This is a genomic window from Citrobacter sp. Cy070 (genome assembly GCF_030332245.1).
In the GTDB taxonomy this organism is placed as follows: domain Bacteria; phylum Pseudomonadota; class Gammaproteobacteria; order Enterobacterales; family Enterobacteriaceae; genus Citrobacter; species Citrobacter youngae.
Genome location: NZ_JAOWIG010000072.1, coordinates 48859 through 68669 on the forward strand (window position 1 = coordinate 48859; position 19811 = coordinate 68669).

Sequence of the window (19811 nt, forward strand, 5' to 3'; positions counted from 1 at the left end):
CTATTTTACAACAGACCCCACACGGGAACTTTCTCCCCGAATGGCCAGATCGTAGTTCAACTTAACTACATCGGTTTTTTCATCCGCATAGACGACGCTAAATAACTTTTTATCCTTCATCGCCATTCGGCAATCACTCTCAAAGACATTATCGAGGTAATGAATAGCCCGTACACGTGAGTCATCATGTTTGCCTGCAGCATATTCCGTCGCCTCACGGAACTTGAGGTCCCCGGTATCGCAAGTAACCTTTACCTTAGTTTCATCAAAGGTATTCCCGGGTTTAGCTGTATTATCTTCGAGAAATTTAAGGTGGAACGCCTTTAAATTTGTGAAGTTCTGGTACGCGCCTGCATCGTAGTGTGAAACGAATAAGGCACACCCACTCAGTAAAAGGAAAGTGCAAAACATTAGCGGGGCAGCGTATTTAAGCACTATATTAGATCGTTTCATTTTTCACTCTCCGCGATACCCCATGATGGCAAACAGCGTTTCCCCTCCTTGTACATCGCTGGCAAGGAATCCGTCGGCGGTGAGCGCCAACGGGCGTCGTGTCACAGAATTACCAACATTACCGCCAATAATTTCAATCTCATTAGTGCCTACGGAAACAACTAAGTCGGTGTGACTGCTGTAGTTGCCCAGATGCTGATGATCGTAATCAACGACTTTGTCGGGGTCTCTGTCCCAACAAACCAAATCCCCCACCTGCGGTTTACGCTCATTCAGCCTGTATCCCCAGTACAACGCTTTAGCATTACCCTGATTTCTGTCGCGGATCGATTTGCTGATGTACGTCGCATGCGAAGCAGAGTAGGAAAAACGCTCCCCCGCGCCAGCCTGACGTATGGCCCATGAAATGAACGCCGCCGACCACGGCCAGTCATGATCTCGCCCGTCCAGATCGTCCCGCCCGATTTTTGCCCAATACAGGCCAACACGTTGCCACCAGCCATCCTCACCCTCTTTGTGCCCGGAATGAAGAAGGCCACCATTGCGGTTGTAGCGCTGCTCGCCAAAAAAATGCCACTCGTCAGCGGCGATCGACGCGGCGTTATCCGCAAAACCAGAAACGGGTGCTTCCTCACCAAAATACGGAACGCTGGGTTGTTCCACCGGAGGTATCGATGTCTGAGTGATTGATATATCAGGTAAGGGCCCGACGGGTATACCGTTAGCGTTAATGGGGACCTGCGAAAGATCCCAGTTGCCGCGATCTATTTCAAATCGCAAACATTTTGTACGATAAACGGTAGGATGAAGTTCGGGGTTGCTATGGTTGGCTAACCATGAATTTCTCACTTCAACATACTGGGAAATCCAGGTGTGTTCATCACCGCCACTGGCTGGAGGCACCTCACGAAACTGGGCGCGCAAGAACGTCAAAATAGTGCCGCTATGAACAAATGAGTCATAGATGACCAGAAATGAGAGCGCATCTTTAAAACCAAAGTCCTGTGCCCATTTCAGCGCAGGCAGATAGTAGCGCTCATCAAAGAACCGATCCTGTACCGATTTCATTATCGGATCATCGCGCCCTGCTCGTCGTAATAAGTCCTTAAACGGTTCATTGTCAACCAGTGCGATATTGCCTATCTTTGCAACATATGGAGCAAGATCGGCACTGAATCGCCCATTTGCATTAACGTAGCGGGTCACCAGATCCTGCAGTTTGCTGTATTCCGTAGTTTGTGAACGACCGTAAGTGATCTGCCTGATCCCGTGAGGACCATCATGGAATATCGCGATAGCCGAGTAATCGCCTTCGGCCGAGCCGGTTTCAAACGCATTCAAAACTCGTTCACAGAGATTTTTCTGTGCGGGTGTAAGTATCATGATGCCCTCTCTGTCGATAGTTAACCGTTACACTTCACTTACTTTTCGGACTGTCGGATTTACCCGGTGCTGCTGGTTTTGGGCCAGTTGAACGGACCTGCATAACCCGTTGAAGAATATCGAACCAGAAAGGTCCGCCGAGTGAGACGGCGAAAATAGTCACCAGCAGGCCCACCACTTTTGCCAGCCATTCAGCCCCCCCTTGCGGCCATCCTTTCCAGCCCAGTTCGAAGCCTGCAGACTGCATAACGGCAATCGCGTGGTTATATTTGCCTTTAGCTGTCGCGATGCGCTCCTTGTCCTGAGCCTGATTTTTCGCCTCATTGACTTCCTGCTGCGCGATCGCCACCATTTTTTCTCGAACATCAGGATTGGAGGCCAGCACAGTCGCAAGGTTGAGGGTGTCAATATTCCCCCCAAGAACCAGAACGGTGGCGACAATCAACGTGATGGTCTGCATTTTTCGTTTATACCAACCCGAGGCGCGATCCATTACCGCATCAAACTGTTTTGCAACCGCGTTGCGAAACGTGGCTGCGTTATTGCCCGTCTGCGCCACCACTGTTTCGAGGATGCCTTTGATCCGATTATTTTTGGCATTTCCCGGCATGGCATTCACTCCAGCGGAGAGCGTTGCCATCGCACTTTTGCTGACAACTAACGCCTCCACGACTTGCGCGACAATGTCTGGGGGAATATAGGAAGGACGCCCCTGGTTTCCTTTACTTAGGGACTGAATTAACGGATGTTCAAAAAACTGAGTAATAAATTGCTGATTTTGCGACAGATCGCCTGAAAGGAACTCGCGCAGCGCCACGTCAAGATTTTGACTACGAATACGGGTCCACGCAGAAATAGCTTCAACAATCGCGGTACATGCTATCCCAAACATGAAATACACAGTCATTATCCCAATTAATATATCAAGCGTTTCAAGTCCAAACATATTGTCTCCCTCACGGTGAAGAGCGTTTGGTCAACCGATAGCAGAAACCATGCGGGTTGCTTCCTGAAAATATGAGTCAGAAACAGTGAGTATTCGGTAAGAGGTTCGTAGTAATTACTAGCGCGGTATCAATCAGAAGTCTGATGCCCTTTGGCTAACCACATGCGTTATCTAATAAACAGTCACTAATAAAATATTACTATCCTGTCAGTCCAAATTAAAACCATTTTATTAATGCCACTCCCTGCGGAAATACGTAAATCTTAATTACCCCGATTAATTTTAGTTGGTAATATTCAGAAAAAATCAATAAAGGAAAGACACTCCAACCATGTTTAAAGCAAGGTCAAGCAAAATGAAAACATTAAAATACATAGTTTTCAGTATTTTTATAGCCATACTAAGTGGTTGCGGCATGTCCAACACAGGTGTTACCAGTATGGCATCTAGCAGCAATGAAATAAATATATTAGCTCAAAAACCAGATTATGCCATTGTCAAGGTTTTGTACGCCACCGATAGAAATTATAACAGCGGCGCACCACCCAACCAATCATATGGAATCAATCGAGCCTCAATCTCCTATGGATTCTGTGAAGTTAGCATTCCTCGACACCACATTATAGGAGTAACTGAACAACCTTCATTTTTAAAGCTTGAGTTCAAAGAGGATCCCAAAAAACACGTGGCCTTACTTGGTGTAACGCCTTTAGCTAAAAATGTTTTTTTCAATTACCTTGTATCCACAGTAAGCAATATACCAGAGAAAAAGACCTTCATTTTCGTTCATGGGTATAATGTCTCATTCGCCGAGGCAGCCAGAAAAACAGCTCAAATATACTATGATTTAAACATCGATATGGTCCCTGTTTTTTATAGCTGGCCTTCACAGGCCAGAACTTCTGCTTATACCATCGATGAGCAAAATGCTGAGTGGACACAAACCAACCTAAAAAATTTCCTTATCGACTTTCTTGAGAAATCCGATTCAAAAAATATTTACCTGATAGCCCACAGCATGGGTAATAGAATTTTATCGCGGGCGATTATTGATGTATTGAATACAAATACAGATTATCGAAATCGCATAAAAGAGGTCATTCTAACTGCTCCTGACATAGATGCCGATGTTTTCAAACGAGACATTGCCCCTGCACTGGTGGCACAAGGAGAACCTGTTACTTTATATGCTTCATCAACAGATAAGGCGTTAGCCGCATCCCAGACGATACACCGTTATCCGCGAGCGGGTGATTCGTCTACTGGTTTGATTTATTATCCTGGAATAGAATCGATTGACGCAACTAATGTTGATACTAGCTTTATAGGCCATAGTTACCCAAGCGAAGAACGTTCTGTGCTTTCAGATATTTTTTATCTTATTAATGATAACAAGCGAGCATCCCAACGCATCGGGCTAAGCTACATTGAAGCTGGGCAATACTGGAAAATCAATGATTGAATAAATAATGAATTCAAACATTCTGAATAACACAAGTATACCCTGTTCGGCGATAGTAGACTCCTGGAGACAAGAGTCTACTATCAGTACGAATGTCCATAACCAGGAACGACCAGGTAAAAGCTAACACTCATGTGTCGAACTACATTTAACCTTATGTATTTGCTATATATCTAGTTATGTTAAGACATCCCCCAAGGAAGAATATGACTGTGCCACTTTCGTCTGTCCCTCATCCCTCTGCTCACGGCATTTTGCCTGCTCACGTTAGCCCATCAGGCAACGTTGAATAAAGTCAAAGAAGCAGAAAGACAGCTCACCGCACGCGTTTATGCCGAGCTGGATCTCACCAGCGGCGCTGGTGCTATCACCCGTTGACGCCGGGCAAGAGCAGCTCAAACCGTCGCATTAAGTACGGCCTGCCTGACCTGGTCGAGTACTCGCCGGTAACGGAAAAACATCTTGCGGACGGCATGCCCATCGGCGAATTATACGATGCCACCATCACCCTATGCTGAGTAAAGTGGTTTAAATCCAGCAATGTGCCCACATTAAGAAGAGATACTCTAGAATTATTCATTATATCTATGACTACCAATAACTTTTTAGATTTTGTAAAATAATTTGAACTGAATTAATGTGACGTCAAAATCACTGGAGAAAGTCTTATGAAACTCGCCATCTATAGTACAAAACAGTACGACAAGAAGTATCTGCAGCAGGTTAACGAGGCTTTTGGTTTTGAACTTGAATTCTTTGACTTTCTGTTGACGGAAAAAACAGCGAAAACCGCCCATGGCTGTGAAGCCGTGTGCATTTTCGTCAACGACGATGGCAGCCGCCCTGTTCTGGAAGAACTGAAAAAGCACGGTGTGAAATACATCGCGCTGCGCTGCGCCGGGTTCAATAACGTCGATCTGGACGCTGCGAAAGAGTTGGGCTTGCAGGTTGTACGTGTTCCTGCCTATTCACCTGAAGCCGTCGCCGAACATGCAATCGGTATGATGATGACGCTGAACCGCCGTATCCATCGTGCTTATCAGCGTACGCGTGACGCCAACTTCTCTCTTGAGGGGCTGACCGGCTTTACCATGTATGGCAAAACGGCTGGGGTGATTGGTACAGGTAAAATCGGTGTTGCTGCACTGCGGATCCTGAAAGGATTTGGTATGCGCCTGCTGGCGTTTGATCCCTACCCAAGCGCTGCTGCGCTGGAGTTAGGCGTTGAATATGTCGATCTTAAAACACTGTTTGCGGAGTCTGATGTTATTTCCCTGCACTGCCCGTTAACACCAGAAAATTATCATCTGCTCAATCACGAAGCTTTTGAGCAAATGAAAAATGGCGTGATGGTTATCAACACCAGCCGCGGGGCGTTGATCGATTCTCAGGCAGCAATCGACGCGCTGAAAAACCAGAAGATCGGTTCCCTGGGGATGGACGTGTACGAAAATGAACGCGACCTGTTCTTTGAAGATAAGTCCAATGATGTGATTCAGGATGATGTGTTCCGTCGTTTGTCAGCCTGTCATAACGTCCTGTTCACCGGGCATCAGGCATTCCTGACTGCCGAAGCGTTGACCAGCATTTCTGAAACAACCTTGCAGAATCTGGCTCAAATCGCCAAAGGCGAAACCTGCCCGAACGCCCTCTTCTAATCATTCCGCTCCCCCGCCTCCGGGGGAGCATTTTCAGATAACCCCCGATGATAAATCTGGCGATATCATTACCATCATGAATGCAATTCCGCCACGAACGTAGAGAAAGTTAATGAAGAAAATTGTCACGCTGATTGCGCTCAGCATGCTTATGGCTGGCGGTGTGAGCAATGGAAAAATTTCCGTCAATCGCGAACAGTTACAGCACCACCGTTTTGTTTTACAGAGCGTCAATGGCAAGCCGGTAACCGTCGCCAATAACCCACCTGAATTAAGTTTCGGTGAAAATATGACGGTGTCGGGAAAAATGTGTAATCAGTTCCACGGTCAGGGCAAGCTGTCCGACGGTGAATTAAAAGTGAAAGACATGGCAATGACGCGCATGATGTGCGCCGATCCACAGCTTAACGCGCTCGACGGCATCGTCAGCGAGATGTTTAAGCAAGGCGCACAGGTTGATCTGACTGCTGACCAGTTAACGCTGGCCACGGCAGAACAAACGTTGACGTTTAAACTGGCAGATTTAATGTAGTAAAAGCAGTGGCTCAATAATTCCCACAGCTTCCGGCGGCAAGCGACTGCTCACTACAGCGTTTGCCGTTAGGTAATGCACACATCCCGATAGCAGAACCATCCAGTTGACGTGCAACGGATAGCGAACCGCCAATCATGGCACAGTTGGCTTCTCCGGAGCTGGACATTGCGGCCTTCATGCCCGGTGCAACGTGTGCGGCGGTTGCCTGCTGAACAGGTTCACTGCTGCAAGCCGATAATAATAACGCGGCACACCCTACCCAAAACGCTGCGCGCATCTTACTCCCCTCTGAATATTAACCAAACGACACAGCCATAAATAATAGGCAGCGAAAACACCGCCGTCGAGAGGCAAAATGCGCATTTATGCGTGCTGTTTACATTTTCTGGCAATTTTTTGGCTACTCCTTTGATCAAACCATTCATTCTGATTATTCCCAGGACACAAAAGCGAAAATCTGTCTTTAGCGCTTTTGCTAAAATAGAAAGATATAACTACAGGATTCGCCGCGGTTACGCGGGTCCCTCTTTTTGCGCAATGTAAGGGTGTCAGTATGCAAACAATTGACGGTAATGGTGCGGTTGCTTCGGTCGCCTTTCGTACCAGCGAAGTTATCGCCATCTACCCGATTACACCGAGTTCGACGATGGCGGAACAGGCAGACGCCTGGGCCGGGAACGGGCTTAAAAACGTATGGGGGGATACCCCTCGCGTCGTAGAAATGCAGTCGGAAGGCGGTGCGATCGCGACCGTTCACGGCGCGTTGCAGACCGGCGCGCTCTCGACGTCGTTTACCTCATCGCAGGGTTTGCTGCTGATGATCCCAACGCTGTACAAACTGGCCGGTCAGTTGACCCCATTTGTGCTGCACGTTGCCGCGCGTACCATTGCTACTCATGCGCTGTCTATCTTCGGTGACCATTCCGACGTAATGGCGGTACGCCAGACGGGTTGTGCGATGCTGTGTGCCAGCAGCGTCCAGGAAGCACAGGATTTCGCACTGATTTCACAAATCGCCACCCTGAAAAGTCGGGTGCCGTTTATTCATTTCTTTGATGGTTTCCGTACTTCGCATGAAATCAATAAAATTGTGCCGCTAGCCGATGACACGATCCTCGGACTGATGCCGCAGGCGGAAATCGATGCTCACCGCGCCCGCGCGCTTAATCCAGAGCATCCGGTTATTCGCGGCACATCTGCGAACCCGGATACCTACTTCCAGTCGCGCGAAGCGACAAACCCCTGGTACAACGCTGTTTACGAAAACGTCGAACAGGCGATGAACGACTTCGCCGCGGCGACGGGCCGCCAGTATCAACCCTTTGAATATTACGGTCATCCGCAGGCAGAACGCGTCATTATCTTGATGGGTTCTGCGATTGGTACCTGCGAAGAAGTCGTCGACGAGTTACTTGCTCGTGGAGAGAAAGTTGGCGTCCTGAAAGTTCGACTGTTCCGCCCCTTCTCCGCCAGACATTTACTGCAAGTATTACCAGAAACGGCGCGTAGCGTTGCCGTTCTGGATCGCACCAAAGAGCCTGGCGCCCAGGCAGAACCGTTGTATCTGGATGTAATGACCGCGTTGGCAGAAGCCTTTAACTGCGGTGAGCGGGAAACCCTACCGCGCGTGATTGGCGGACGTTACGGGCTTTCTTCTAAAGAGTTTGGCCCGGACTGCGTGATGGCGGTGTTTAATGAACTGAGCAGCGCTAAGCCCAAATCACGTTTTACGGTCGGTATTTATGACGACGTCACCAATTTGTCGCTACCTCTGCCAGAAAACACCCTGCCCGGTACCGCGAAGCTCGAAGCGCTGTTCTACGGTCTGGGCAGTGACGGTAGCGTGTCGGCCACCAAAAACAATATCAAGATTATCGGTAACTCCACGCCGTGGTACGCGCAGGGTTATTTCGTCTATGACTCGAAAAAGGCAGGTGGCCTGACCGTTTCTCACCTGCGCGTCAGTGAGAAGCCTATCCGTTCCGCGTATCTGGTATCGCAGGCTGATTTTGTCGGCTGCCATCAGTTGCAGTTTATCGATAAATATCAAATGGCCGAGCGTCTGAAGCCTGGCGGTATTTTCCTGCTCAATACCCCGTACAGCGTGGATGAAGTCTGGGCGCGTTTGCCGCAGGAAGTTCAGGCGGTCCTGAATCAGAAGAAAGCCCGTTTCTATGTGATTAATGCGGCCAAAATCGCGCGCGAGTGCGGTCTGGCTGCGCGTATTAACACCGTGATGCAGATGGCATTCTTCCATCTGACGCAAATCTTACCTGGTGACAGCGCGCTGATTGAATTACAGGGTGCGATTGCGAAAAGCTACAGCAATAAAGGTCAGGATCTGGTGGAACGTAACTGGCAGGCGCTGGCGCTGGCACGTGAATCCGTTGCCGAAGTGGCACTGCAACCGGTTGATCCACACAGCGCCAACCGTCCGCCGGTAGTTTCCGATGCCGCGCCTGATTTCGTGAAAACCGTCACCGCAGCTATGCTCGCCGGACTCGGCGATGCCCTGCCCGTTTCAGCGTTACCGCCGGACGGTACCTGGCCGATGGGTACCACGCGCTGGGAAAAACGCAATATTGCCGAAGAGATCCCAATCTGGAAAGAAGATCTGTGTACCCAGTGTAATCATTGCGTTGCCGCCTGTCCGCACTCGGCAATCCGCGCCAAAGTGGTTTCACCAGAAGCGATGGAAAACGCGCCTGCCAGCCTGCATTCGTTGGATGTGAAATCACGCGATATGCGCGGTCAAAAATATGTCCTGCAGGTTGCACCTGAAGATTGCACCGGTTGTAATCTGTGCGTCGAAGTGTGCCCTGCGAAAGACAGGCAAAATCCGGAGATCAAGGCCATCAATATGATGTCGCGCCTTGAGCATGTTGAAGAAGAAAAAGTTAACTACGACTTCTTCCTCAATCTGCCGGAGATTGATCGCACTAAACTGGAACGTATTGATATTCGTACCTCGCAGTTGATAACGCCGCTGTTTGAATATTCCGGCGCCTGCTCTGGCTGTGGTGAAACGCCGTATATCAAACTGCTTACGCAGCTGTACGGCGATCGTATGCTGATCGCCAATGCGACCGGCTGTTCATCGATTTATGGCGGTAACCTGCCCTCAACGCCGTATACCACCGATGCCAATGGCCGTGGCCCTGCATGGGCGAACTCACTGTTTGAGGATAACGCCGAGTTCGGTCTGGGCTTCCGTCTGACGGTAGATCAGCATCGTGTGCGCGTCATGCGTTTACTGGAACAGTTTGCCGATAAAATCCCGGCTGAGCTGAATGACGCCCTGCACGCGGAGGCAACACCAGAAGTCCGTCGTGAGCAAGTTGCCGCGCTGCGCCAGCACCTGAAAGATGTCGAAGGCGCACAGCAGCTGTTAACCGATGCCGACGCGCTGGTCGAAAAATCCATCTGGCTGATTGGCGGCGACGGCTGGGCTTACGATATTGGCTTTGGCGGCCTGGATCACGTCCTGAGCCTGACCGAGAACGTCAATATTCTGGTGCTGGATACTCAATGTTACTCCAACACGGGTGGACAAGCATCGAAAGCCACGCCGCTCGGGGCCGTCACCAAATTTGGCGAGCACGGTAAGCGCAAGGCGCGTAAAGATCTTGGCGTCAGTATGATGATGTACGGGCACGTGTATGTTGCACAGATCTCTCTGGGCGCACAGCTAAACCAGACGGTGAAAGCGATTCAGGAAGCGGAAGCCTATCCAGGTCCGTCGCTGATTATCGCCTATAGCCCATGTGAGGAGCACGGTTACGATCTTGCGCTAAGCCACGATCAGATGCGCCAGCTCACGGCTACCGGATTCTGGCCGCTGTACCGCTTTGATCCGCGTCGTGCAGACGAAGGTAAATTGCCGCTGGCGCTGGACTCTCGCCCACCGTCAGACGCGCTGGCTGAGACATTGATGAACGAGCAGCGCTTCCGCCGCCTGAATGCTCAACAACCCGAGGTTGCGGAGCAACTGTGGAAAGACGCAACGGCTGACTTGCAAAAACGCTACGATTTCCTGGCGCAATTGGCAGGAAAAGCAGAAAAAAGCAGCACTGATTAATACGCTCTGTCAGGTATTAACCAGGAGTCAAAAAAAAGCCCGAACAATTGTTCGGGCTTGTCAATTTATTCGCTGAGTAGTGAGCATTCCTGCCAACATACCAACGACAATAAATTAAGTCGTGACAATAAAGGCATATAACCCGCGCAGAATAACGCAATGAGATTCACTTGTATAATTTTTATTTTATATATTTTAACAACAAAACATTCATGATAATTATCACCATTTCAGCAGAATTATTTATTTAAGGTTTTACTTAAGGCGTAACAATTCATATTTATCTCTTTACGGAACTTCTCCTTTAGCATGCTTTTACTCCCTACACGGGTAGTCACAGGTTAATAAAAAAACTAAAGGATTATTTCAATGAACAGAAAAGTATTGGCACTTGTAATTCCTGCACTGTTAGCGGCAGGCGCTGCTCACGCTGCTGAAGTTTATAATAAAGACGGCAACAAATTAGATCTCTATGGCAAAGTAGACGGCCTGCATTACTTCTCCGACGACGCCAACAGCGATGGCGATCAGACTTATATGCGTATGGGCTTCAAAGGTGAAACTCAGGTTAACGATATGATCACCGGTTATGGCCAGTGGGAATATCAGGTTCAGGCTAACGGTACTGAAAGCGGCGATAAAGGTGATTCCTGGACTCGTCTGGCCTTCGCCGGTATTAAAGTTGGCGACTACGGTTCATTCGACTACGGTCGTAACTACGGTGTACTGTACGACGTAGAAGGCTGGACCGATATGCTGCCAGAATTCGGTGGCGACTCCTATACCAAGGCTGATAACTTCATGACCGGTCGTGCTAACGGCGTAGCGACCTACCGTAACACCGACTTCTTCGGTCTGGTTGACGGTCTGAACGTTGCGCTGCAGTATCAGGGCGCGAACGAAAGTCAAAACGGGCAGGAAGGCACCAATAATAGTGGTGACCGTAATGTGAAGAACTCCAACGGTGACGGCTTCGGTATCTCCTCTACCTACGATCTGGGTATGGGCGTAAGCTTCGGTGCAGCATATACCTCTTCCGATCGTACCAACGAGCAGGTAAATCAATCCACTGCTGGCGGCGACAAAGCGGATGCGTGGACTGCCGGTCTGAAATACGACGCGAACAACATCTATCTGGCAACCATGTACTCCGAAACCCGCAATATGACTCCGTATGGCGGCTCAGACGGTCACGACAATACTATTGCCAACAAAACTCAGAACTTTGAAGTTACGGCACAATATCAATTCGACTTTGGTCTGCGTCCGGAAGTGTCTTTCCTGATGTCTAAAGGTAAGGATCTGACCATGCCAGGTACTGCAGCAAGCCCAGCAGGAACCAGCACAGACAAAGATCTGGTGAAATATGCTTCTGTAGGTGCAACTTACTACTTTAACAAAAACTTCTCCACCTATGTTGATTATAAAATCAACCTTCTGGATGAAGATGACCAATTCTACAAAGACAACGGTATCTCTACCGATGACGTTGTAGCACTGGGTATGGTTTACCAGTTCTAATCTGTCTCTGATAGCCCGCTGGCAACAGCGGGCTTTCCTTTCTGTTATCGCAATTCTGTTTTATCCAGATCAAAACATTATATCTGTTGCGTTAAAATACACCTTTGATAGATGATATCTTGCATTAATACCTGTAGTAGAGGATACCTGCAATGAATCATCACCCCGTTAAATCATCCCGTATTGCATCCGTCGGCTATGACGAATCCTCTCGCACACTGGAAATTCGCTTTCATCAACTCACTACATTGCAGTATCAGCATGTCCCGGCGCGTATTTTTCGTGATTTCCTTAGCGTGGTCTCTAAGGGCCGATTTTATGATGGGGTTATAAAAGGGAAATTTCCTGAAATCAAAATAAAGTGATGCCAAAATGTGATCTTTGTCATTGTACATAAAGTGCCATTACGCGGTAAGCTTTAGATGGATACTTAAACAGGAGGTTTTATGAACAGAACGATTCTTGTACCCATCGATATTTCAGACTCAGAATTAACTCAACGCGTTATTGCCCATGTTGAAGCAGAGGCAAAAATTGACGATGCGCAGGTCCATTTTCTGACCGTTATTCCGTCACTGCCCTATTACGCTTCTCTGGGACTGGCCTACTCGGCAGAGTTACCGGCCATGGACGATCTGAAAGCCGAAGCAAAATCTCAACTGGAAGAGATTATCAAGAAGTTCAATATCCCAACGGACAGAGTGCATGTTCACGTTGCTGAAGGTGCACCAAAAGATAAAATCCTGGAGATAGCCAGGAAATTACCTGCAGACATGGTCATTATTGCGTCACACCGACCGGACATCACCACTTATCTGCTGGGCTCTAACGCCGCAGCCGTGGTGCGTCACGCGGAGTGTTCAGTTCTGGTGGTTCGCTAAGCTGTCTGGCCCGCACACCGTTGCGGGCTTTTTTGTTTCCTCTCTTTTACCCCGCGACTCCTGACCTAAATGTGCTGACATTTTTCCCGCTTATCCGTACCACACATGCCATAGTTTTTAGATCAGACTTTTTTAATACTTTCAGTCTGGCATCTGGCTGGAAGTTTCTGTGTGTGGGCGTTTTTCACAGTCAATGACGCGTGAAGATTATCTCGCCCTTCTCGCTGAAGAAGTCGAACGAGACATTCCATATGGTCCGTAACCGAGCGGGCATTTCAACGTAGTACCAGGGACCAAAGTTCTGCTTCTGAGCGGACGTGAATTGCAGCCGACGGCTCCGTGACGGCTGATAAATTTATATGGCACGCCATGACGCGTGCCGTTGGGAATGTGAATAATCAAGGTGCCATACTTATTGACCTTTTATAACTACCGTTATGTCTATTGGATCGGCTCGCTGGTTAACGTTTACATAACCGAGGATGCGTCCATGTCCAGTCGTCATTGAATCTTCCCCCTTTTCCGACGTTGTTACTATAATCCGGATTGTGCATTATCCAACCTACCACTCCCTGGCTTGTCCAGCCATCTGGACAGTTCTCTGCATTAGTAACTACCACAAACTTCAACGCAACTTTTTCTTTATTCGAATCATTTTCTAAAGATAATGTTTTTGCGGAAAGTTCAAAGCTACTCGCCTCAAGCTTGTCCACTCGGTTCGAAATGTTTTGAGCCATATCTATTGGCATTCTTTCATCTTGTGGTAAAAAAACAGTGTAGTTACCTAGATTGGTGGCCAGTGTTATTACTTGCTCTTCATACGTTTTACCCCCTGCCCCCTGTGCCTTAGCAATTCTCGAACAAGAAATGCTAATACTTGGTTCAACTTTGGTGTACGTCTCTTCAGTTATATTTTTAAGCTGTCCATCAACTTGTGATTTACATAAAACACCATCATCAGGAGCAGGGAACAATCCTTTTAACTCTAATTTCGTTGCTGAACCGCTTTGCAAATAAAACACGACGGATTTTGCGTTTGGTATTTCATGCGTCACCACTGCTCCAGTCGCAGCGATCCGCAAGCATGAGTCTATTGTTTCCAAAGACTTGGTGGCGATTTTCTCTTCGTACGAGAATTTTCTCTCGGCAGCAGTTGCTACTGACGAGTAATTTTTACAAAAGTTTCTAAAGCCTTCTTCTGTCGAAGAATAACTTCCAGTAAATTTAATTGGGATGGCTTTTATCACCATATCCAACCCAATCCCGCCACCAGATGCTTTTGTGGAGCCACTCTGGTCACAATATTGGTCAAATGCACTATTTAGAAATGCTGACGACTGGCTCGATATATTATATTCTTTTAGGGTGTTGGCTAACCCGACACAGCTATTCATATCTGCAAATGAAATTAATGGGATGAAAGCCAGGCTTATAGAAAATATTTTTTCTGTTTTCATCGACTCACCCACGATATTGATTGCAAATTTAAAAACACTTAATTATATAATCGTTCACATTTCAATTACTGGAATAGTAGTTTTGTATGAATTTCATGAGCACCTTAAATACTCACGCGCTATCTAATGCATAATAAATCAGAATATCTCGGCGTATACCGTAGCGAGAGCATCTCCCTCTTTATCTGCCATTTATGCTGTATTCCCTGCCCGGCAAAGAACAAAGTCCCCCTGCCATCTTTCGTATTGAGGTGATCCAACACCTCCATCAATTTTTCACTCCCGGCGTGCGGCACGTGGTCGTCAAACAGGTTGAGCTGAGCCAGACCCTGACTGAAGAAGCCACCAAGAATAATTCCCGCTTTCTGATATTGGTGGCCGTCGCGCCAAATCGCATCAAGGCAACGCGTAGCCGCGCTGATGATGGCCCGACTGTCTTATGCTTCATTGAAGAGCTGTTGCCATAATAAGGTTCGTTAAGGGCAAACGGCGAGGTTTTGACGAATGCTGACACAATCCGGCAGTATTGATGTTCACTACGCAACTTCTCCGCTACACGCGTAGCATAGCTGCAAATAGCCTGGGAAGTTATTTCATGCGATCAATGGTTAATTCAACTTTCATAATAGCCTTCATTGCATTTACTGTGTTTTTATACAGCATAACTGTACACAAAAATGATCAACGTTTTAAGAGCACAAATTGTTAATTTCCTGTCAGTAGTAAAAAAAGAAAACACGCCTTAGCGGGTTGAATTATCTATGCTTTAGTAAGGAGCGATTTCTTTCAGCTGGCAAAATCCAGGTAAATTAACACAAGCATGGGTTTCGACGAATGAAGACTAAATTTTCCAACTGCAGGAGATCATCCTCGTGGAACCGAATCAAGATCCAGATAGGGACATAGTAATATCAAGGCAGCAAGTCATTCTTTACCCTGCGGTGGCATAGCCGGTGGCATATACCAGCTATCTTTGGGCACCATCACACTGTTTTCCGGTTGCAGCACAAAGTTCGGGGACATAATCTGCACATTAAATTCATTGAAGACATCCTGAATATTGCTGTGCAGTTCGTTACGGGCATCTGCCAGCGACACGCCCGGTAACAGACATACTTGCAACTCGTAGGCGATATACCAGTCCATCAGATTCAATTGACGAACCAACGGTGGCTGTGAAAGATCAACGCCTTTGGCTCGCTTGCCCGCCAACTCGAGCATTGCATGGACCTGGCGCCAGGGAGTGTCATAACCAATAGTGACACCAACAGTCAGGTTGACACCTCCGTTAACGCTTTGTGAGCTCAAATTAGTAATTTTCCCGCTTACCACTACCGCATTAGGTACCGTGACCACATAATTTTCACGGGTGATGATCTTTGTCGCCAGCATACCGATTTCGCTTACCAGCCCCTCGTTATCAGCCACCCGGATCATGTCCCCTTTTCGCAGAGCGCGAGAGTAGATCAATACCAGCCCACTCATGGCGTGGTTCATAACCCCGGCCGAACCAAGTGTGAGCATCAGTCCAAAGAATACACTGATGCCTTTAAATGCCAAGGAATTAGCTCCGGGTAAAAAAGGGTAAGCTGCTGATAATGCAAAGAGCCATACCACCACAGATATCAACTTACGGGTGGCTCCTACTGTCTCTGGATGAATACCCGGCAATTGTAAACGCCCTGCTTCCACTTGGTTGAGTATCGCCTTTAACAGTTTCAGGATTAATGCTGTGATGAAGAAAATGATCAGTACGATCATTAACCCCGGCAGGGCCGAGACGATGGACAATGCAATCCCTTGCACCACGCGTACAGGCCAATCACCTAATGATTCTCCCCAGACGCGTGTCCAGGGAAACAGACCGAACACCCAACTGAGCCAGACATACAACGCCACGATGCCTATCAGAATTATTAGAATGGCATATAAGCGTGTTTCAATTGCGCCAATAAACCGTCTCCAGTGTTGGGGGATCAAGCTACGGTTCTCAATAATACGCCGACGATAAACTCGGCTCACCCAGCGACAGGAACGGTATGAGCAGTACCAGAAAAGAACCAGTCCCAGGAATCCCACCGCAGTCTTCACTGCTGAAAGTACCAGCCAGCCACTGTTAAACTGATCGTTCAGCGCTTTTCGCTGCTTCTCCATGCGCCCCAGTACACGATGTGCCGCCTGATCGAGTGTGAGATCATCCCCTTCATCCAGGTCGCCTGCGCTAAGCAACATCACTGGTTTACCGTTCATCACGATAAGCCTTCCAGGTTGGTTATAACGGGTGACAGAAACGATTTTTAGCGGCTCACGCACATCGGTTTCAGTGAAGTTTCGCAATGTGTTACGGATACGTAGCACCCGCTCCTCCGGAGTGCTCAAACCGAACTTTGCCTGCAGCATCACTATCGGTTGATGGAAGATATATACTGTGCGTGCGCGTTCTTGCTCGGAGGGTTCCTGCCGGGGTTCAGCGGCAATCGATGTGAAAGCTATGATGGTAGTAAAGCAGGTTAAGAAAGCGAGCAGGACCCTTTTCATCACAAGCACCCCAAAGGCTAATTATCTTGTTATTGTCTGAATCAAAATAAGGTTTCACCCTCTCTTGAGCATAGACTAGCGTTTTGCTTATGCTACGCCTGTAACAAACGGTTTTATTTGTATTATCGATGGAGTTAACTCAGCATTTTGGCTGGATTTAACGCAACAATCCCGTACAGTCATTCAACCTTATTGTAATTCAAAGCAACGCATACCTCCGTCCTTTCTGATACACACAGAGAACGCTCCTACCATTCCTGGGGAGCCGTAACGCTAAAAATTAATATGGTGATCATTATTATTTATGTATTTTATTTTCTCCAGCAAATATCTAAAAAGACAAGATTTTAGGGGCGTTCTTATGTTATACAAATAACATCCAAGTGATTATATTATTCGACGCCGCATTGTTACTTTAATGTTTCAATCAAATATAATTAATGTTTACGCAGAAAGTAAACATTAATTATATGTTATTTATTAAAGGAAATGAGAAGTGAGCGTTAATGTAAAAGTTAAAAGACCATGCTTAGGTATTCTTATTGTTTGTGCAGTCATTGCTGTTTCCGGATGCAGTTCTCTAATTGCAAAAGCAGAGAGAAATTCTGACGAACGTGCACAAAAATGTTGACCAGAAAGCACAGGCAGCAAAAAAAGCAGGCGTGAAACACTGGAACGGCATGAAACTGGAAATGACACCGAACGGCCTTGTCGTTGATGGTAAGCCAGCAGCAACTGCTGAAGAAACAAAAGAAACTACAACTTACCAACAAGGATTGTATACATTTATCGCTTATAAAAACGGTAAGCTTGCTGTGATGGATGATAAAGGCGTATTTAAAGGTTATGCAAAGTAAGTAATCAAATTAATGTCTTTTGATTCAAGTTATGTCGCACACTAAACCTCGCATTGCGGTTTTTTTTATAAAAAGCCGCATACATTGTATTTAGAATTAATACTACGAATTATCAATCCTGCTTACTTTCACACATATGCCCTTTTCTATTTTTCGCGGGTTTCGAATTTCTCAATAGCGACCTGTATGAGTTGGGTTGATTTTCCGATCTGCATCATTATTTGCCATTACAACCACTTAATCTGGTGAACCAACTATCACGGTTTGTTTCAGCTCAGTTCTGAGACAACATCAGACATAAAGATCCCCTTGTGCTAAAAGGGGATTGTATCGCTTAGGTATTCTTATTCAGTGATGGGTATTATGTTTTACTGCGGTGCTTCTGAAGGGCCGACCCTATAAGGGTGCAGCAAAATGAAAGAGACATACACGGTGAGCTGGCCGCTCTGACTTGGGAAGATGTAGACATGGCGGTGGGTACTGTCAAAGTCTGCCGCAACCTGACCATCATTGGGACTTTCGGACCACCAAAGACAGATGCCGGGATCAGGACGATAAACTACTGGAGCCAGCACTGGATGCGCTCAAAGTTCAGCGCGAAATGACTGCACGACAACCCAGGACAAAATAGTGTTCCACCATAGAGAGTACGGTAAGACTGAAAACCAACGCGTACACTTTTTATGCCCCGGATGCGAAAAGAAGAGCAAAAACCTTACTACTCTATGAGTAGCATCAGTGCGAGATGGAACGCCGCTGTAAAACGTGCTGGTATTCGTCGCCGTAATCCGTACCATACGCGGCATACTTTTGCCTGCTGGCTATTATCGGCTGGAGCGAACCCATCATTTATAGCTAATCAGATGGGGCATGAAAACGTGCAAATGGTGTACGAAGTCTACAGTACATGGATTGAAGAAATGAATGGCGATCAGGTTGCAATGTTGAATAACAAACTAGCCCTGTGATGGAAGTTTGCCCCTTATATGCCCCTTTTGTTTTTTGAGAACGGTAAGAATGCAAGATAATCAACAAGTTACAAAGAAAGAACAATACAACCTGAACAAATTACAGAAACGCCTGCGTCGTAACGTAGGTGAAGCTATTGCCGATTTCAATATGATCGAAGACGGCGATCGCATTATGGTGTGTCTTTCCGGTGGGAAAGATAGCTACACCATGCTGGAAATCCTGCGGAATTTGCAGCAAAGCGCCCCAATCAGTTTCTCTTTGGTCGCCGTAAATTTGGATCAAAAACAACCGGGCTTCCCGGAGCACATCCTGCCGGAGTATCTGGAACAACTGGGTGTTGAGTATAAAATTGTCGAAGAAAATACCTACGGGATCGTCAAAGATAAAATTCCTGAAGGCAAAACGACCTGCTCTCTCTGTTCTCGTCTGCGCCGCGGCATTTTGTACCGCACGGCAACCGAATTAGGCGCCACCAAAATTGCGCTCGGACACCATCGCGACGACATCCTGCAAACGCTGTTTTTAAATATGTTCTACGGCGGGAAAATGAAAGGCATGCCGCCGAAGCTGATGAGCGATGATGGTAAGCATATTGTGATCCGTCCGCTGGCCTATTGCCGCGAAAAAGATATCGAGCGCTTCTCTGAAGCGAAAGGTTTCCCGATTATTCCGTGCAACCTGTGTGGTTCACAGCCTAACCTGCAACGTCAGGTGATCGCTGATATGCTGCGTGACTGGGACAAGCGCTATCCAGGTCGTATTGAAACGATGTTCAGTGCGATGCAGAATGTGGTGCCTTCTCACCTGAGCGATATTAATCTGTTCGATTTTAAAGGCATCAAACACGGCTCAGAAGTGGTAGATGGCGGTGATCTGGCATTCGATCGTGAAGAGATCCCACTGCAACCAGCAGGCTGGCAGCCGGAAGAAGATGAAAACCAGTTAGATGAGTTGCGTCTGAACGTGGTGGAAGTGAAGTAATAGAGAGGATGCCGTATCCGGCCTACTGGACAAGGTATTACGTCAGTACCAGTAGGCCTGATAAGCGGAACGCCATCAGGCATTCCTAC

The 19811-nt window shown here is 47.4% G+C and carries 15 protein-coding genes and 5 pseudogenes; 13 read left to right on the top strand and 7 right to left on the bottom strand.

Annotated elements, in window-relative coordinates:
• From OGY19_RS13385 to OGY19_RS13395, 3 genes are read right to left on the bottom strand one after another with little or no spacing between them, the layout of a single operon-like run.
• A complete protein-coding gene (locus OGY19_RS13385) occupies nt 1-453 on the bottom strand; it encodes a hypothetical protein (RefSeq protein WP_286596620.1) in 453 nt (150 codons plus the stop codon).
• 3 nt (nt 454-456) lie between these two features.
• Nucleotides 457-1836 carry a DUF2272 domain-containing protein gene (locus OGY19_RS13390; protein WP_186336740.1) on the bottom strand — a complete coding sequence of 460 codons (1380 nt, stop codon included), beginning with the start codon at nt 1834-1836 and terminating at the stop codon, nt 457-459.
• 34 nt (nt 1837-1870) lie between these two features.
• The gene (locus OGY19_RS13395) at nt 1871-2728 is read right to left on the bottom strand and encodes a hypothetical protein (RefSeq protein WP_147293151.1); all 858 of its coding nucleotides are present in this window, start codon (nt 2726-2728) and stop codon (nt 1871-1873) included.
• A 409-nt stretch (nt 2729-3137) separates the two neighbouring features.
• Between OGY19_RS13395 and OGY19_RS13400 the strand changes: the two genes are divergently transcribed.
• From OGY19_RS13400 to hslJ, 4 genes and pseudogenes are all read left to right on the top strand, one after another.
• Nucleotides 3138-4244, top strand: a complete 1107-nt coding sequence (locus OGY19_RS13400; protein WP_286596624.1) for an alpha/beta hydrolase — start codon at nt 3138-3140, stop codon at nt 4242-4244.
• A 210-nt stretch (nt 4245-4454) separates the two neighbouring features.
• Nucleotides 4455-4756 (top strand): annotated as a pseudogene (locus OGY19_RS13405) (serine hydrolase family protein); the annotation flags it as partial.
• A gap of 156 nt (nt 4757-4912) precedes the next feature.
• Complete coding sequence (gene ldhA, locus OGY19_RS13410) at nt 4913-5902, top strand: D-lactate dehydrogenase (RefSeq protein ID WP_048211554.1); 990 nt, start codon at nt 4913-4915, stop codon at nt 5900-5902.
• A 112-nt stretch (nt 5903-6014) separates the two neighbouring features.
• Nucleotides 6015-6434, top strand: coding sequence for a heat shock protein HslJ (gene hslJ, locus OGY19_RS13415; protein WP_286596626.1), 420 nt, complete (start codon nt 6015-6017; stop codon nt 6432-6434).
• Between the two features lie 13 nt (nt 6435-6447).
• On the opposite strand, the gene OGY19_RS13420 is transcribed toward hslJ, so the two are convergent.
• Complete coding sequence (locus OGY19_RS13420; protein ID WP_003020360.1) at nt 6448-6714, bottom strand: putative hemolysin; 267 nt, start codon at nt 6712-6714, stop codon at nt 6448-6450.
• Between the two features lie 276 nt (nt 6715-6990).
• Here OGY19_RS13420 and nifJ point away from each other — a divergent pair, with 276 nt between their 5' ends.
• From nifJ to OGY19_RS24575, 6 genes and pseudogenes are all read left to right on the top strand, one after another.
• Nucleotides 6991-10515 carry a pyruvate:ferredoxin (flavodoxin) oxidoreductase gene (gene nifJ, locus OGY19_RS13425; protein WP_048211552.1) on the top strand — a complete coding sequence of 1175 codons (3525 nt, stop codon included), beginning with the start codon at nt 6991-6993 and terminating at the stop codon, nt 10513-10515.
• 369 nt (nt 10516-10884) lie between these two features.
• Entirely contained in the window at nt 10885-12036 is a 1152-nt protein-coding gene (gene ompC, locus OGY19_RS13430; RefSeq protein ID WP_061067975.1) for a porin OmpC, read from the top strand.
• Between the two features lie 152 nt (nt 12037-12188).
• Nucleotides 12189-12401: a KTSC domain-containing protein gene (locus OGY19_RS13435; RefSeq protein WP_071887345.1), complete on the top strand. Its 213-nt coding sequence runs from the start codon at nt 12189-12191 to the stop codon at nt 12399-12401.
• Nucleotides 12402-12482: 81 nt separating this feature from the next.
• On the top strand, nt 12483-12917 hold the full coding sequence (uspF, locus tag OGY19_RS13440; RefSeq protein WP_005126652.1) for a universal stress protein UspF: 435 nt from the start codon (nt 12483-12485) through the stop codon (nt 12915-12917).
• 169 nt (nt 12918-13086) lie between these two features.
• A pseudogene (locus OGY19_RS13445) lies at nt 13087-13239 on the top strand (SOS response-associated peptidase); the annotation flags it as partial.
• Nucleotides 13239-13346, top strand: a pseudogene (locus tag OGY19_RS24575) (SOS response-associated peptidase); the annotation flags it as partial. The pseudogenes OGY19_RS13445 and OGY19_RS24575, both read left to right, overlap by 1 nt.
• Before the next feature lie 32 nt (nt 13347-13378).
• On the opposite strand, the gene OGY19_RS13450 reads toward OGY19_RS24575, so the two are convergent.
• The 3 genes and pseudogenes from OGY19_RS13450 to OGY19_RS13460 all read right to left on the bottom strand — a co-directional run bounded on the left by OGY19_RS13450 (nt 13379) and on the right by OGY19_RS13460 (nt 16912).
• Nucleotides 13379-14374 (bottom strand): hypothetical protein, encoded by a 996-nt coding sequence (locus tag OGY19_RS13450; RefSeq protein WP_286596627.1) that lies wholly within the window; start codon nt 14372-14374, stop codon nt 13379-13381.
• A gap of 119 nt (nt 14375-14493) precedes the next feature.
• Nucleotides 14494-14972: pseudogene (locus OGY19_RS13455) on the bottom strand (DUF4113 domain-containing protein); the annotation flags it as partial.
• A 326-nt stretch (nt 14973-15298) separates the two neighbouring features.
• Entirely contained in the window at nt 15299-16912 is a 1614-nt protein-coding gene (locus OGY19_RS13460; protein WP_061067977.1) for a mechanosensitive ion channel family protein, read from the bottom strand.
• Nucleotides 16913-17526: 614 nt separating this feature from the next.
• Between OGY19_RS13460 and OGY19_RS13465 the strand changes: the two genes are divergently transcribed.
• From OGY19_RS13465 to ttcA, 3 genes and pseudogenes are all read left to right on the top strand, one after another.
• A complete protein-coding gene (locus tag OGY19_RS13465; RefSeq protein WP_061067978.1) occupies nt 17527-17769 on the top strand; it encodes a hypothetical protein in 243 nt (80 codons plus the stop codon).
• Between the two features lie 428 nt (nt 17770-18197).
• Nucleotides 18198-18737: pseudogene (locus tag OGY19_RS13470) on the top strand (site-specific integrase); the annotation flags it as partial.
• A 49-nt stretch (nt 18738-18786) separates the two neighbouring features.
• Entirely contained in the window at nt 18787-19722 is a 936-nt protein-coding gene (gene ttcA, locus OGY19_RS13475) for a tRNA 2-thiocytidine(32) synthetase TtcA (protein WP_061067980.1), read from the top strand.
• Nucleotides 19723-19811 lie beyond the last annotated feature (89 nt).